10 protein-coding genes are annotated in these 17,665 nt (G+C 40.4%); all 10 read left to right on the forward strand.

Going from position 1 to position 17,665, the window contains the following annotated elements; genetic code table 11:
- Positions 1-7: 7 nt before the first annotated feature.
- Positions 8-7,453 carry a phage tail tip lysozyme gene (locus DMI82_RS04205; RefSeq protein WP_146207128.1) on the forward strand — a complete coding sequence of 2,482 codons (7,446 nt, stop codon included), beginning with the start codon at positions 8-10 and terminating at the stop codon, positions 7,451-7,453.
- 111 nt (positions 7,454-7,564) lie between these two features.
- Complete coding sequence (locus DMI82_RS04210) at positions 7,565-9,337, forward strand: NlpC/P60 family protein (protein WP_146207129.1); 1,773 nt, start codon at positions 7,565-7,567, stop codon at positions 9,335-9,337.
- A gap of 16 nt (positions 9,338-9,353) precedes the next feature.
- Complete coding sequence (locus tag DMI82_RS04215; RefSeq protein WP_146207130.1) at positions 9,354-10,028, forward strand: hypothetical protein; 675 nt, start codon at positions 9,354-9,356, stop codon at positions 10,026-10,028.
- A 168-nt stretch (positions 10,029-10,196) separates the two neighbouring features.
- Positions 10,197-11,357 carry a ParM/StbA family protein gene (locus tag DMI82_RS04220; RefSeq protein WP_110102582.1) on the forward strand — a complete coding sequence of 387 codons (1,161 nt, stop codon included), beginning with the start codon at positions 10,197-10,199 and terminating at the stop codon, positions 11,355-11,357.
- A complete protein-coding gene (locus tag DMI82_RS04225) occupies positions 11,354-12,328 on the forward strand; it encodes a hypothetical protein (protein ID WP_110102583.1) in 975 nt (324 codons plus the stop codon). Before DMI82_RS04220 ends, DMI82_RS04225 begins: the two co-directional genes overlap by 4 nt.
- 12 nt (positions 12,329-12,340) lie before the next feature.
- Positions 12,341-12,628 carry a hypothetical protein gene (locus DMI82_RS04230; RefSeq protein ID WP_110102584.1) on the forward strand — a complete coding sequence of 96 codons (288 nt, stop codon included), beginning with the start codon at positions 12,341-12,343 and terminating at the stop codon, positions 12,626-12,628.
- Positions 12,629-12,639: 11 nt separating this feature from the next.
- Positions 12,640-13,212, forward strand: coding sequence for a hypothetical protein (locus tag DMI82_RS04235; protein WP_110102585.1), 573 nt, complete (start codon positions 12,640-12,642; stop codon positions 13,210-13,212).
- 479 nt (positions 13,213-13,691) lie between these two features.
- Entirely contained in the window at positions 13,692-14,639 is a 948-nt protein-coding gene (locus DMI82_RS04240) for a hypothetical protein (RefSeq protein ID WP_110102586.1), read from the forward strand.
- Positions 14,640-14,660: 21 nt separating this feature from the next.
- Entirely contained in the window at positions 14,661-15,125 is a 465-nt protein-coding gene (locus DMI82_RS04245) for a PrgI family protein (protein WP_110102587.1), read from the forward strand.
- Between the two features lie 41 nt (positions 15,126-15,166).
- Positions 15,167-17,614 carry a VirB4-like conjugal transfer ATPase, CD1110 family gene (locus DMI82_RS04250; protein WP_110102588.1) on the forward strand — a complete coding sequence of 816 codons (2,448 nt, stop codon included), beginning with the start codon at positions 15,167-15,169 and terminating at the stop codon, positions 17,612-17,614.
- Positions 17,615-17,665 lie beyond the last annotated feature (51 nt).

A 17,665-nucleotide genomic window follows, 5' to 3' on the forward strand; every position in this document is an offset into this window, starting at 1 on the left:
GAAAAGGATGTTGCCAAAAGAAGAATATATAAGCTTATTGGCCAATCTGTTTCAGAGAGGTTTATGTCTGGATATGATAGATATAGACGGAAAACAGGATTCCCCAGATATATCAGACGAGGAAAGGATTAGCTTTAAAGCGGCAGATGAGGCTTTAAGCAGAGTTGACCTGGATGAACTTTTTGATAATGCGGAAATTTTAGAAATTCCAGATAAGTATCCGGAATTTTATGAATATCTGCGAGAACTTCAGCTTGAGAGACAAGAAGATGGACATGGTGAAAGAACCATTGAGGATGTCTCTGCAGATGAAGAGGTAGAAGAGGGCGAAGAGGAGCCAGGACCGGAAGAGCCACAGGGGCTTTCAACGAAAGACCGAGTTTTAAAGAATATCGTAGATGGAGAACATACCGGAAACCAGAGAGACAGTGAGAAATACCGAAAAGGTGACGAGATGCGGGCTCGTCTTGACGAAGAACGCCGTGAAGCATTGTCTCGTGCTGCGGAACAGGAGCGATATGATAATGAACATCGTATGTCTCTGGAATCCAAACTTGAAGACGAACGTGGAGAGGCCATAGCCAGGGCTGAAGAACAGCAACGGCAAAGAGAAGCTTTAAGGCAAAAGGAACTGGCTGAGAGACCTGAAACAACTGTTAATATTACAAGTATACACGATAAGAGTAAAAGTGCAGATGGTGTTACAAATGTGGTGAAAGGTAATATTCCAGACGAATCGACAAAACACAATGAGAGTAAAACTCAGTATTATGAACCAGATACGTTTAACGAAGAACGGGAAATCCATGACCGGCAAGAATCCGCCCATGAGTCAAATACTTCAATTTTAACTTCTCACGAGGGGTTGAATCCACGTTCAGCGTCTGGGTACGAGCGCGAAGCTCGAACTATCAATAAGCCGTCTGATTTGTATCAGCAGATGCAGACCAAGGACAATGACACATTATCAGATGCACAAGACAGGTCGCATAAGTATGATAAGAGAGATGAAAGGCCGGAGCCTGAAAAGAAAGATAATAACAGGTCTGCGACAAATGAGTATTCTTCTCGTATCACAAATGACTATGCGGAAAAAGATTCCCATATTACAGAAGACATAAATAGAACTGGTCCTCAAGTATTTGAACCAAAGCGGGAAAATGTAGAACAAATATCTGGTCATGAAGAACTTAACACGAAAAGCGCTCAGGATGTAAGTCATGTTGTAAAAGGAGATACTTATTCTGATTTTTTTGAACAGGACAGACCCGAGGTAAGGGATGAAAGAAATCGTGCAGACGTTCATAACGAATCAAGGTGCCAGTCATCGCGGGGAATCCGTGAGGGTTCGGTGGGTGCTGGCATACTTGACAGGAAGAAGGCTGAGGATACGGCTCAATATCATTCAGAGGCAGGCTCAGAAGCGGCAGTAGATAATACAAGAAGGACTGAATCGGAAAACAAATATATATCTGATTCGTATGAAAAGTCTGGACAAAGAGATACCGGTGAAACTTATAAGCGCCATCAATATGACGAAGGTTATGGTGGTACTGATAAGGAAAACCGTTTATATGAAGCTGAGAATAGCCATACAAATCGCAATACTGAAAGGGTTGGGCCAAATCAAGGCAGTGAATATAACGAAGGTTTTATATACAAGAAGGATGCCGGTATAAACAAACACACGGAGTCAGAGGGCTCTATTGTAGAAAAACGCAGAGAGCATGACACAGAAGATTATAGAAGCACACAGGGATTCGATAAGCCTAATAGCAGTGAACCGTATAAAGCGAGCAGCATTCCTCAGCATGAAAAGGAATCAGTATATGACGGGAATGCCATCAGTAATCCAGACTCAGGAAACGCATCAAATGGAACCGCACAATATAAAAGAGAAGCATCAGAAAGTAAAAAATACATTAATGATTCATATGAGCAGGCTGGACAACGGGAATCTGCTGATATTCAATCTCACAAGGGTACCGGTGAGGATACATACGCATCGTTTAAACCCAAGACATATGATTCGGTGAACTTGCGTTCACCTTCACCAGACGTGGACGGGGTTTCTAGCTCCACGTACACGTCTGGTGACCTCCAGACCGACGGGCAACCGAAGGTTAACCGCGGTTTCCCGTCCATCGATGATGCTACTAAGAATGAAGACCAATCTTCGTCATTCGTAGCACGGAATGAAAGAAGAACCTATGACGCCACAGCGAATAGTACAGACAGCATCGCCAGAAAAGAAAATGGAGATTCACACTCTGTCTTAAACTCTGGCGCAGATAAACGTCCGTCTGCTGAACCGGCTTCAGAAAATGCAAAAAGATATGTAGGCAGTTCATATGAAATGGCTGGACAGAAAGAAGCCGAGCGTAAAGACCGTGGTTATGAAAATCTGGAAAGACAGGGGCTTGTGGATAAGCCTACAGGAAGTGTGCAGCCACCATTCTCTGACGGAATTGGAGAAGTAGAAAAAAAATATGAAAAGAGTAGTACAAGAGAAATTAGTGCATCAGAGGTGACATCTAGGCGTCAATCTGCAGTAGATGATTTATCTAAAAGTGAAAGGTTCCAGGCCGATAACATTGTCCGAAGACCAATCTCTCAGATGCCAGATTCACATACTGCCTCGAATCAATATCCAGGACTAGATGGGGACAGTCACCAGCCTTCCGAAGCAAAAGCAATGGTGTATGACCGGCAGCAAGATGTAGGTAACCATCGGGATGAAAAGCCTGGAGCGAGTGTTGTTGAAGAGGTTCTCAGGAATAGGGCTGCTAATCAAGAAAATCAAGATGCGGATAGGCCGTCTGGCGGCATCACTGAACGAAAGCAGACATATAGCAGGGATTCATATGAATCTTCAGGACAGGCCCCAGTAGATGAGAAGAGGAAAGAACCATACGGCCAAGGAGAGACCTATAGCTACGTTGGCAGAAAGGATGGACAGGCTGACAGAAAAGTCGCCGAAAACCGTGTCTTAAAGTCTGATAAAACTGATGTGGTGTATCCACAAAAGAGAAGTTCTTCGGTTGCGAGTGAAAGTAAAAATGGCCTTCAATCTATCAAAAAAAAGGACGAAACGAAAGTTATTGAAATCCCAGTACCGTCAGGCTCAGGCCAGACGCATACTGTACGAGGTGCTGTTGCCGGAGCTGCAGCTGTAACTGCAGTAGCAGCCGCGTTAGCGGCAAGAGAAGCTGCAAAGGCCACCTCTGATGCCGCAAAGACTGCTACAGACAAAGCGGAAGGTATGGTGATGCTGAAAGATACATCAATCATGTCGGCTAGCGAACTTGCTGCATATGCCAGTGCAGTGAACAGTGCGCAGGCAGCAACGCAGATAAGCGGAAAACAAATTGCCGATTCCTATGCTTTGGCAGGTCAGGCTGATGCAGAAACGATAAAGATGAATGTAGAGCAGGCCCTTGCAAATGCGAGAGAGATAGCAGCGGGGACTCGCTCCGGATTGAACGTTCCAGGTGCTATATCTGGCCCAGTGGGGCCAGCCTCATCTGGTGCAACACAGAATTTTAATATAACGAGACCGTCTATACATACACTGGGAATTCCAGGCGTCGTAAAGAACTCAAATTTCACAGACGTTGGGATGTTTGTCCTAAAAGAAGGAAATCAGGTAACTATATCCAGAAATGGAAAATCAAAAAGATACACAGTCCGTTCTGACGGGACTATCAGAATAGATGGAATTGTATTGAACGTATATTCAGTAGACAAAGACAGAGCTTTTGTTGGTTGGAAAAACGCGGCTGTATATGGCGGCAAGATTTATACGGCTACAGGCACTGTCCTTGATATAAGTACGGATGGAAGCATAGGAACGACCAAAACGTTGGCTGGCCTGGAATTCCATATTAAAAGAGATGTTAAGGTCAATGCAAGACAAATGACAATGGCGATGACAATAGCCCCGGCATTAAACCAGCCTATTACAGACGCAGATTTTGTGAAAGTTGGAGATAAGTTTATATCAAACAAAGTAACAGAATCGTATAGTGGACTTTTATACCAGAAAGCATTAAACAAAGGCAAAGTCTCTCAACTTATTTTTAAACAAAAAATGGCAATGCATTCAGTCTTTCGAGCACAGCTGCTTGCAGGTGCAGCAGCTAATATGAAGTCGATTGATTTGAAATTAGACCTAAATACGCTGGTTGCAAATTACGATAAAATATTGACATCAATCAGTGGAAACAGCAAGCAGTTTTATCAAATGAATGTGTTTTTGGAAACACGCTATTTGAGCGATATTGAACGTCAATATCTGTTTGACGCAAAGGCAAAACTTAAACACCTTGGTCTTACTGAGAATACAGATACATTAAAAGAACTTCTGGCTGGCGGCGGATTGTCTCCAGAAGCAGCAAGTGCAATAACGGATTATCTGAATGTATATGAAAATACAAGAGAAAAAATTATACGAAAGGGTGTGCTCGGGGACCAGAGCGTAGGCGATTTCAAAGTAGAAAGAGCGTTTTATGCTGCTGCGCTGCCATATGTGCTTCAGGCAAGGGGGCTTCCATCAGATAAAAAGGCGTTAAAAAAATTATTAAAAGCAGGAACAACTTCAAAAGAAACGAAAGAGTTGATAAGAAATGTATTTAAACTGCAAAGAAGGATGTTTTTGCTTAATTTGACAGAAACAACATTAACGGCATATGCCAAAGGTGCTGTCAAAGCGGTTAAAAATGGATACCGAAAAATAAAATCATTGGCTAATAGATATATGGGCGATGATTATACGATGCGAGGACTCCTCATGATGGAGTCAATCATTGTTGGCTCTGCTATGAAAGCGTATCGTACATCAAGAAAAATAAAATGGATGAGAGAGAACGCTGGAAGGTTGCTAAATTCCTCAATCAGGCTTGGAAAGTCAATAGGGAATGCTGCGGTCGCAGGATATAGAGGTGCAAAAGCCGGTATTCATGCAGTTCATATGGGCGGAAGAGCGGCGAGAAAAGGCTTCCAGTATCTTAGAAAAAACGGACTTAAAAAAACGCTAAAAAAAGGTGTAAAAAAATTACGGATGAAAGGCACGAAAGTTGTCAGAAAAGGCGTTTTAAAAGTTGCCAAAGTAGCGCAAAAGGCCGCGATTAAAGCAATCCAGGCTGCGATAAAGTTGATACAGACATTGATTTCAGCATTAGTAGCAGCATTAGGGCCTATAATCATAGCATTGATTATTGTATTGGCAATCATCCTTTGCATTATTTCATATGTGAAGAACGCAGGAAATGAAGTCTATTATGATGCAGGCGATGAAGACACTACTGAAGTTTTACAAGAAATGGTTGACGTCTTAACCTTGTGTCACAATTCGTTCAGAAGTGAATTATCGAATCATTTTGGTGGAACGTCAAGCACAGGCTCGGCGTCTGGTACAGATGGCTCAACGATGAATGCACCACAGCTACAAAAGGGTGATAGTTCTAAGGTTCAGGGGTTATATGATGTGACTGAGGGGACCTGGTGGAATTATGAGTTTACATACCAATATATTCATGGTAATTGGGCTTCCGGAACACGGCAACAGGCGTTGGATAACAAGGTAACAGTTGAAGGCAATGGAAATTACGCTGTCGTCGACCAGAACGGAACAAAGATGTATATGGCGGCTTTTGGCTCGTATTGGGGAAAAGTAGGAGATGTCCTTAAAGTGGAATTTAATAACGAATTCACAATAGGCAGTCAGCCTGCATCCAATACTATGTACATTATTATTGCGGATGAAAAGGCTTGGAAAGATACTGGTTATCCAGCAGAGCAAGAAGGAATATATGGACATCACTTAGGAAGCCACCGAGATTTTGCAGAATTTATTGGTTATGGCTCTAAACCTGCAGGATTGAATGGAAATGGATTGATTCCTACTACTGCAACAAATATGGGAAGCATCCTGGATGGGACATTTGATTCATCAACGATTGGCACTGGGGCAGCTGCTTCGTCGGTAAGCGTAAATGCCGATATCCTGTATCGTCAGGAAATAGACCAGGATGTTTATCGTGATATTTTAAATAGGGATAAAAACATATACTACACTTTTCCGGAAGAGCAAAAAGTACCAGATGGTATTACCCCAACACCTACTCCGGAAGGATATGTAAAAGCAGATGCAAAAGGTGAAGTGTATGGATTCTATAATAATAATCAAGAGCTGATTTCTATGGTAATGGCTATGTTTGATTTTGAGGCAAGTTCTAGTACTTCAACAAAAAGCACAATCATTAGCAAAAAAGATGCTTCCGGCTTTGACGAGGCAAAAACAAACGACACATATCAAAAAGGTATGACGGATAAAGAAGTTGATGATAAATGGAAGCTGATAGAATACCTGAATGAAAAAGGCTTAGACCTGACAAATTACAAAGCAGGCGGCTATGATGATTTGAGATATTCGGCTTTGATTGGTCTTTTTAATGCTTCACATATTATCACGGGAACAGCCGTTAAGCAGTACCATGCAGGCCCAGACGGAACAATCAATCCAGTATATAACGATGATGGAAGGATTGTTGGTCAAAATAATACCGATGGTATGTCTTATCAAGTGCCGGTTATGGAAACGAAGACAAGACAAGTCAGAAACGAACACGGAGATATCCAAATCGAATACTACACCGGATATAAAACGGACTCGGATGGAAACATCGTTTATGAAACAAAGTATGCACCGTGTCCGGGCCATACAAAGTACAGTGGAGCAGTTATTACCCTGCATTTTGATAGTCTGTTAAATCTTGATGACTGGTGGGAGAAAAACATCTATGGAGTAGATGATTTTGATAAGGAAAACCCTAACTATGAAAGCAGTGACGCAAGTGCAGATACATATAGAGCTAAAGAGAATACGCTAAAACGTACAATCCAGTATATTAAAAAGCCGGATTATTATAAGAGTCTGAGTGGAACATGCTCAGAAGGAGAAAACTCTACCACAGACAGTTTCAATCCTGGAACGTGGGATGGAGACCAAGCAAAAGTTGCTAAAGAAGTATATGAATTCCTGACAACAAAAATGTCGAGAAAATTAACCTCTGAACAGGCAATGGGAGTATTGGTAAATATCTATAGAGAATGCTCATTCAATTATACAGAAGAAGAAACTGGCGGTACTGGATATGGCTTAACTCAATGGTCGTTTGGACGCAGAACAAAACTTGTTCAATGGTGTAACGCAAATGGATATCAGTACAATACGCTTGAAGGCCAGCTAAAACGTTTGGAATGCGAATTTACGGAAGATACGAGTGATTGGTCCCCGAGCGGAGTAGAAGGATTCTATGCATGTACGACTGCAAGAGAAGCAGGCGAATTCTTTATTACGAATTACGAAAGGCCTGGTGCACAATATAAAGCGCAGCGTTTAGCCGAGATGGATTCAGATATCGCTACTATTCAGGCAATGTTACAGTCGTAATATTGTGTATGTTCGACGCGTGATTGTGGTACGGGCGGAGCACTCCGCCCGTCATTGCGTCAGGCAAGGAAACCGCAAGCTGTGTTTGTAAGCGGTAGGAGGATGATAAAATTGAGAAAACAACAAAAACAAAATAAACATAGAGAACGCTTAATTGCGGGAGTCGTGGCCATAATCCTTGTTTTAGCACTTATACTCACAAGTATTGCCGCGTCTCGCGTACCGGTTTATGCGGCTGGGGCCTCTACTACAGGAACTTCAACCGTCAAATCAAAAGCAAATAAATCCGGGCAAAAAAAAGCGACCCCAACACCAACGACAATGCCAAAAAAAGAAAAAAAAGCATTGGAAAAAATAATGAAAGGATTATCTACGTTTCATTATAAAGCATACGAATGGGCGGGATTAACCGTCGGAGGCATGCCGTTCGCTTTGGCGGAGGGGATTTATAATATATCTGATTTAAATACTGATGGAACAAAAACGCCAATATTTTGGAAAAATGAAGATACAGAATCAGAAATGAAAGATTTTTACTCTTCTACGAATTGGAATGAATTTGAAGGAATGTATGAAACAGTTGAGCTGAGTAATAGCTGCGAAGCGGTTTTGTCTGATGAGGTTGCGAAGTATGAAGACCTGATGGACAAAGCGGCGGAAGATAATGGTTTTAAAACGTATAAGGAGATATTTAAGGCAATTGCGCAAGCAAGGTTTAATGAGCATAAAGATGAGTATGAAGCCATGAAAAAAGATATAAAAGGAGAGGGCAGCGATAAGTTTGATTTATTTCATATCAATGGTTCATGGCTGGCAGATTCAAGCAACGGAGACGTTACTCCGGTAAGCAGCAAAGCAAATGTCTCGCCAAAAGACGAATATGGAGAAGATGAAAGGCTAAACCTAGCAAATAAGAAAAAAGAGGCTGGAAAATACACAGTGCAGGAATCCATAGATGCCGCGGCAAAGGCCTTTGCGAATATAGTGGAAGAAGCAGTCTATCCATCACCTTATAATACTGATTCATTGATGTGTGTTGTCCAGGGATTTGAATTTGGTGGAAGTTCTAAAGCAATAAAAAATCAATATAATAGGTCGCCACTAAAACTTGATGAAGAAACCGGATTTGTTACATTTACGGACTATTGTAGCAACAAGGCGTCAAGTAGTAAAAACCAATCCGCAGAAAAAGAAGAGGTGGATTATGACTCTATCATTGAGGCTTATGCAAAAGTAATCGCCCATGGTGAAGAAAGAGCTAATGCTGATGATGAAAATGGCAAATATAAATATTCGGACCAGAAGTTTTATCAAAAGGTATTTGAAAATTATAAATGCTCTGGCGGTGGTTCTGGAAACCTGGATATGGGACAATTACCGGATGATATGAAAGAGATACTGAAAAAGTGTATGGCGACATGGGATAGTAAGGTGACAAAAGAAAGGCGTGAGATTATACAGCAGGGAGTTATGCTGTATGGCGTGACGTATTCGATGGACTATGCCAGAACTGACATTGATAATCCAAAGTATCTCGATTGCTCGTCTTTCGTTGGACAAAGTTATTGGAGGGCTGGTGTTCTTGATAAAAGTGCAGCTAGTTGGTGTACCGGAGATTTTTGCGAAGCGGGTAAAGGGTTTAAGCAAATAGATGCTGCTCAATTGATACCAGGTGACTTTGGACAAAAGACATGGACACCTGGAGGTAGCGGTGGCAATGAACATATTGGAATATATCTTGGAACGGTCGATGGTACTATGTACTGGCTTCACTGTACAAGCTGGTCTCCAGAAGCACCAAATACAAAATATGCACCAGGAAAAGGCGTTGTTATAAATGACTATAAAGGTTTTAAAGCGTATGGACAGTACCCAGGACTATGATATGGAGGATAAATGTATGAAATTAAAAAGAATAGTGAGATTTAGTCTGATAATTGGATTTGTTGCCTTATTTTTCATACAATCAACGAATGTATTTGCAAACAGCAATGAAAGTGAAACAAGCGAAGAGGATTTGAATGAAGATGATGAGTTACCAGATACTTTTTATCGTCCTAAATCAACTTTTACTTCTTCTTATGATTATGAAGAATATTGCAAAGAAATGTACCGACATGGATATATGGATGAGAACTATAATTGGACACCAGCGGCTCAAAATTATATTGATAACATGAATGCTGAAACATTAGAAACACTTAATAAAGATGCCAAAGGAACGGTAGAACAGAGGGTTGCAGATGGCGAAATGAAACAAATAGACAATCCGTACATTTCATATGATGAATGGAAAAGGTTATCAGAAGAGAACAGCAAAAATAAAAATAGCAAAAACGAAAGCAACGCTGACACACAAACAGAAAGTGAATCTTCAAGCGAAGGTAATGCTGAGATTTCAGAATCACCGTCTAAAGATGATAATACAATCACAGTAACACCAGAAGAGGAGCAAGCAGAGAAGGAAGACGAAAAACCAAGTTCTCTTGCAAACCGCATAAAACTTGTGTTTATGGTATTATTAGCAGTAGGCATTGCACTTGTTACATATTCTATTTATAAAAAACAATTCTAAAAAAAGGAAAAGAGAGCCAAAAATATACGGCTCTCTTTTTTTTGTATAAAAAAAATAAATCATATAACACTCTGCAATTTTTTCTGCATATTAAAAGAGAACAGGAAATGCACAGCATATATTGCTTAGTTTTGAAATTACAACTGCAGAAAAAAGAGGAGGATAAAAATGGATTTAAAAGCATTTAATACAGCACAGGAAATTATTGCATGTAAAAACCCAATGGTGTCACACTGGGTCATTGCTGTTGATATTGGTTTTTCAGGAGTAAAGGGAATGTCTCCGAATAAAAGGTTTTGCTTTCCGTCTTATGTTAAACAGATTGAAAGCAATCTGATGTCGGTAGATGAAGAGGATATCTATTATAGGGATGAAGAAGGCCTGTATATGATTGGAACAAAAGCACAGGACCTTGTCCGAGCCGATGATACTAACGATACAGGTTCTACGTTTGACAGAAACCGATATTTTACAAAGGAATTCATCATTCTTGCCAGGACGGCTGTAGCTATCGGATTGATGAGCAATGAAGTAAGAGAGGGAGGGCCACAGATTAAGCCATTTATCCAAACTGGACTTCCAGCCGCATACCTGAAAGCAGATGCGCCGAAAATCAAAAGCGCATTCACAGCACAGGGTGTTTATGAGGTAAAAATCGGTACTGGTAGATGGATTCGTTTTGAAAACAATTTAAGAAATAGTGATGTGAGCGTCATGTCTCAGCCAGCCGGAACCTTAAATTCCATTCTGTTCAATGATGAAGGAGAACGACGAGATGAAGCTAAAGAATTGATGGCGGAAAATATCATCATCGCTGATATTGGATTTGGCACGTTTGACCCATACGGAATCATCAATAGGAAGAAGGTTTTGGAGGAATCTATCAACAATCTCGGAATGAAACGAGTATTGGAGACGGCGGCTGAGTATATTTTTAAAGATTATCAGATGGATATCCGTATTCCACAAATGAGGAAATACATGAAAGACGGATATTTCAAGGTGGTTGATATCCGGCAGATGACCAGTAAAAAAATCCCGTTGGACGGATACATTGAAAAGGCGTGCAAGGAAGTGGCAACGCAGGCGGCGAAGAAACTGTATGAAATGGCAGAATATTTCACCGATTACGATGTACTTGTTGTGACTGGTGGAACCGGTGCAGCATGGATTCAATATTTCAGGGAGACGTTATCAGGATTGGAAGATTTGAAGATTATTCCTGGAAACGATGGAAACGAGCTTCCAATTTATTACGCAAACGCAAGGGGATATTATATGTCCGCTTATAGACGATTGAGAAAAGAGAGGACAGGTAAAAGTGAATGATGAAGGTAGAAGTAAAACTGTATTCCTATCATGACATGGACCTGGTTGGCCTGTATAAAACAGGGAAAGTTTCCTTTCCTGAAACAACCAGGCAAGTACTAAATTCTTATGCCCGTGGCGAAGTGTATAAAGTCAAATTATTACACACGAATGATAAAAGGCTCGCCAAGTATCCAAAGACGAGCTTCCGGAAGTATTATCACTATCATGTGGTACTGGATGGAAAGGAAGACTCTGATGCGATTTCCTTGCTGCATAAAATAACACCAGGATACAGAAACAATTTCATTAAAGTCGTACTACGTCAATATCTTTGCGGTGTTTTTCTTGAAGAGTACTGTGTCAATGGGGATACATCGTTTTTCAATGAAATGTCACGAAAATTTCAGGGTGGAAGAGATGAGAAAGAAATAAGACAGACAAAAAAAGAAAGAGATAAATGCACCCAAACAGAACTCAAAAGCCCTGATGTGACGACGAGAACTTTAATAGAATCTGGTAGCGAGTCCGACTTTGTCGGCGAGTTATCAATAGAATCTGGTAACGAATCCGGCAGAGCCGGCGAGTTGACAAAAGCAGCAAGCAGAGGAGCTAAACTAAAAGAAAAACAAAAAAAAGGAATAACAGATGACACGGTTGACACTGATGAACGGAGTTTATGGGACAATGTAAAAGATGAGAATGAATCCAGGTATGTTGAGCTGCCTACAGAAAAGCATGAAGCAGAACCAGCAGATATCGTAAAAAATACTGAACACAAGGCCCTGATAAATGATAAGGCAAAGAGTATTGAGCCTGGCTCCAAAGATAATAACAACAAGATAAAAGAAGATTCATTCGAATTGTCAAACAATAAAACCATGACAACCGCACACACTGACGCACATCCAAATATAGCGAATAGCGTTCAATCCTATAGCGATGAGGATGATTTCGACGAGTTCCTTGACGAAATGACAGAACAATATTAAGGAGATGATTATATGTACAACAGACAGGATGTATTTAAAAAGCATATTCAAAAAAAGGCAGAAGAGTTAAACGACCTTTGTAAAACACTTGGTGTGGTTTCTTTTATGTCTTTTGCCATTAAAGATAACGGGGTTTCTACTGATTATAAAAACTATATTTATGGCAGCACATCAAACGGTATTCGTTTATCAAATGACCAGATACGCGGACATGTAAATGTATCAAATGGATTCCAGACGGTTCCACCTGGTGACAATATTGATGCTGATGATTATATGGATGATATTGATGATAATTAAGGTGAATACAAATGGCAAAAACAAAAATCATAATCATTGCTGAGAAAGGAGCAAACAAATACGAACCTGGAAAGATGCAGGGAATTGGCATCAAAATGTATATACTTAACAATGCGGCCGGTTTGAGTAGCGTGCGAGAGTTAAAAGGGAAGGATGCTGGCCCATGTCATTGTTATATTATTGGCAAAAGTCCGAAATATTGCGAATCCATAGAAAAGACAATCAGAATAAATAAAACAAAATGGAAAATAGTAAAGACCTGCAAAAACGAAGACGAAATCATGAAACTCGAAAATAGGGAGTTTCTAAAGAAGGTTGAAGAGTCTGCAAAATTTAAAAAAAAGACAATGTCAAAATTACAGGAAGAAATCCTCAATATAAAAGCGATAGAACCGGACTTGGATGAAGAAGATATTGCATGTGTAATCATGGCGGCAAACGAAGTGGAAGGAATGAAAATCTTTCCGGCTACCCCAGAGACAAAAATGAAGGCTTTTGAAAAAATGGTTCTAATGTATACGCAGGACGAAGAGGTGACTATGAAAGGAGTGGAGGCATATTTAAGGATTAAAAATGTTTCGTGAAAGAAAAACGACAAAAAAATATATTTATTTGTCATATTGATATGAGACGAAAACATCGTCAAAAGAAGAAGCAATCACGCATCTGTAGATGATGATTTCCGTAACTAAAACTTTATTTTATGTCATCGATGGACGAGGGACCGCAGCCAGGTTTGCCATCAGGGGAGGACTGCCGTAAGCAGCACGACCCTGAACAGCTAGGCTGTCCGTTGGTTCGGAGGTTGCTGGACGTGTACGGGGAGTCAGAAATCCCGTCCACGTCTGGCGAAGGTGAACGTAAGTTCATTTTTGATAGCTCGCACTTCGCGCTCGTAACCAGACTTCAAACGGGAGACTTCCCGTTTTCCGTTAGTCTGGTAACGACTCCGGATTTTGGTCGGGGAGTTATCGATTTATACTGAGAACGAAGGCGTTAAGCCTGAGTTATCACCGAATCATTGTTCAAAATGACAAATAGGAACAGGAGGAGTTAATGGCAAATGCTTAGTAATCTATTAGCTATCATGGCCATAACTATCTACAACCAGATGTACGGGGCAAGTGCAGTGCTGGAACTTATAACTCGGTATAACAAGATAGCGACCGATGTGATGCAGGTTGGAGGGTTTGCCGCTATGGTCTCAACTGTGAAAGGCCTGGCGGTAGGTATTACCGTTTTACTGTATCTCATTGACTTGGCAGGTAAGGTGACCGAAAAGAATTTCAGTATCGAGCAGTTTTTTAAAGCAACACTTCGGTTTGTGGTGTCTTATTTCTTTATTTTATATTCAGATGTAATCACTAATTATCTGATTGAAGCAGGTACAGGAATTACAATTGATACCGTAAAGGATAGTGGATTCGCTTTTTTTACAGATGACCCGGACAATAAAACACTGCTAATTAATGGAATAAAAGATATGAAAGCGATTGAAACATTAGGCTTCGTCATTTCATCAATTATTCCATGGTTATTCTCTATGATAGGAGAAGTCATATTACAGATTGTTCTGATAAGCAGGATTCTGGAATTAGTTGTTATGGTAACTTTCGCTCCGCTTTCTATTTCAGACATATACCGAGAGGGAACCGCAAGTCCAGGAGTCCAATACATGAAGAGGGTCTTAGCACTTAGTCTTCAGGTTATTGTTATCATTTTAATAAATGCAGCGACTCAGGCTATTATTTTTGCAATTATCAACAAAGGTTCAAATGTTACCATTGGACAGACAATAACGGATATTCTCGTAGAAGCAGAATATTCAGAGTCAAAGAATGTTGCGTTGGCTAATGGTTCGGCAAAGTTTACAGTAGATAGCGTAAGAACTTTTATGAAGACATTGACGGGGCAGGATTCTCTTGTAAAAGTAATTGGAGTTCTCCTTGCGCGTCTTGGTCTTATTTGGAATTCAATGCCGTTATGTGAAGAGATAACGGGAGCGAAGTAAAAAAAAGAGGAGGAATACACGATGATTGAAGTACAGGTTCCAAAGGACGTTTCAACATATGAATCACCTTTGATTGGACCATTGACAGCAAGGCAGGCTGTATGCGTAGCAGCCGCTGCTGCAGTTGAATATATTTATTATTTGGTTATAAGCACATTAAAGTTGAACCTAACGATGAATACAATCGTATGTCTTGGAATGGTATTTGCTGTACCTATTTTATATATGGCAATCGGCAAGCCTTATGGGATGAGGCCAGAAACATACATATATTATTACTTCATCCCTTCATTATTGGCACCTAAGGATAGACCTTATGTAACAAAGCCTACATATGAAACAATGCTGGATATCATTGAACATATTGAGCAGGAAAACGAACAGAAGAATGGAAGCAATACTAAAAATAAAAATGGACAGAAACCAAAGAAAAAAACAAATAAAAACAAAAAGGCAAGAAATAAACAGGACATTATGTATGCGTAATACATGTCAAATACAAATTATATGAGGAGGATTTATAGCTAATGGGATTATTCAGTTCAACCAGCAAAACCGCTGGAAAGAATAAAAAGAATACCAAAAAGAAAAGCCCACTGGAAGTACCAAAGACAGCTCAGGATAGCATTCCATATATGGGCGTATACGAAAATGGAATCATTCAGGTAGATGAAAATTCATATTCAAAAGCGTATGTAATTCCAGATATGAATTTTCTTATTGAAGATACAGAAAAGCAGAAGGAAACATTTGGCAACTTTATGGAACTTCTGGGTTCATTTGGACCAGAAGTACATATTCAGCAGGTGATTTTTAATAAGACCATTAAGCATGCGGAACTAGAGAGAAAAGTGCTGATTCCAATGAAAAACGATAGGCTTAATGAATATCGTGAAGAAATGAATGAAATGCTGATTGATAAGATGTCAAAAGCAAGAAATAACATCATTCATGAAAAATATTTTATTGCAACGGTAGAAGCAGATGACATTACTTCTGCAAAAAATACCTTCAGCCGGCTGGATGATGAAATCGAAAGAGGTTTTCAGAGAGTCGCTGGTGAGAAGGCAAATGCGGCCCCTTTAACATTAGTTGAAAGGCTTTCTACTTTGTATGATATTTACAATATGGATTCCAATGTTCCATTTTATCGCAGAACAAAAATGAAAAGTGATAAGGTGATGGAGTCTTTTAATATGAGGCATATTCAAAAAATGGGATTAACATCAAAAGACGTTATCGGCCCGACTGCTCTGACTTTTGAGCGAGATTACATGATTATTGGTGAGACTTATGCGAGAGCAATGATGATTACAGACCTGCCTACATTCCTAAGGGGAGACGTCCTGACGGAGCTTTCCAATATGCCGTGTAACATGCTGATGAGTGTACATTATCGTGCACTTCCACAGAGCAAATCTATTACGCTGCTGAAAAATAAATTAGTAGATGTAAACGCAAATGTGGTAACTCTTCAGAAAAAAGCATCAAGAAACGGATATTCTGTTGATGTTATTTCCCCTGAAATCAAGCAGGCATCGCAGGAAGTTGAAAGCCTGATGGGAGACCTGACACAGGATAACCAGAAATTATTTTACACAACAGTATCTGCCGTTCTTTTTGGAAAAGACAAGGATGAACTTGATGAGAGCACAAAGCTATTTCAGGCTACGGCAGAACGTTTTATCTGCCAGGCGAAGACGCTTGCGACACAGCAGGAAGCAGGGCTCAACTCATGCCTGCCATTAGGTGTAAATAAGTTGAAAGTTGAACGACTTTTAAATACCAGAGCGGCAGCGATATTCCTTCCATTTGCAGTTAAAGAATTATGGCAGGATGATGGCATGTATTATGGATTAAATGGGGTTTCAAGACAGATGATTCTTTACAACAGAACAAGCGCGGTGAATGGAAACGGATGCATCTTTGGCGTGCCTGGTTCTGGTAAGTCATTTTCTGCAAAAAGAGAAATCGTAAATATCCTGCTGCATACTGATGACGATGTATTTGTTATCGACCCTGAGAATGAGTACGCTCCTCTGGCTAAGTTGTTTTTTGGTAGTTCAATAAGGATTGCGCCTGGCTCCGGTGTACATATCAATCCAATGGATATGGGCCTTGATTATGCATCAGAAGATGGAGGCGACCCGGTAACATTAAAAGCTGATTTCATCGCTTCATTTTGTGAAGCTGCAGCTGGTTCCAGATATCCGCTGACTCCGATTCAGCGTTCAGTAATTGACAGATGTGTAAAAAATGTGTGCAAACAGTATATCGATACTCTTATGGCTGAAGGAAAAAGAGAGGACTTAACAATAGCACCTACATTGGTAGACTTTTACAATGAGATTGAAATGCAGCCAGAACCGGAAGCTCATAACCTTGCGCTTGCGCTGGAACGTTTTGTAAAAGGTACACAAAATTCATTTGCTTTCCGGACAAACGTAGAAATCAACAACCGATTTACCGTATATAACATTAAAGATATTGGAGATGGCATGAAGGCCATTGGCCTTCAGGTATGTCTTGATAATATCTGGAATAAGATGATTAGCAACTACAAAAAGGGCAAAAGGACATGGTTGTACTGTGATGAGTTCCACTTGCTCGCACAGACGGAAGTATCTGCAAAATATACGCAGCAAATTTGGAGACGTGCAAGAAAATGGAATGGAATTCCGACTGGAATCACACAGCAGGTTGAAGATATGATGAAGACCGAAGAAGGCCGAGCAATTGTGGGTAACTCTGAGTTCGTAATGATGCTGTCTATGAATGCATATGGACGTGCTCAGATGCAGCAGATGTATAATTTAACAGATGCTGAGATGGAATATATCACAAGCGCAGGTTCCGGGCATGGCCTTATCTACAATGGAACCGATATTATACCGTTTATTGATAGCTTCCCGAAGGATACTAAGTTGTACAATGCTATGACGACAAAAGTCGGTGAAGGCGAAACGCGAGCGTAATTTGGGGCAAAAGGGCATGTAGAACATGCCCTTTTGCTAAATATGGAGGTG

The sequence above is a fragment of the Blautia sp. BCRC 81119 genome (genome assembly GCF_003184505.1).
GTDB classification, from domain to species: domain Bacteria; phylum Bacillota; class Clostridia; order Lachnospirales; family Lachnospiraceae; genus Blautia_A; species Blautia_A fusiformis.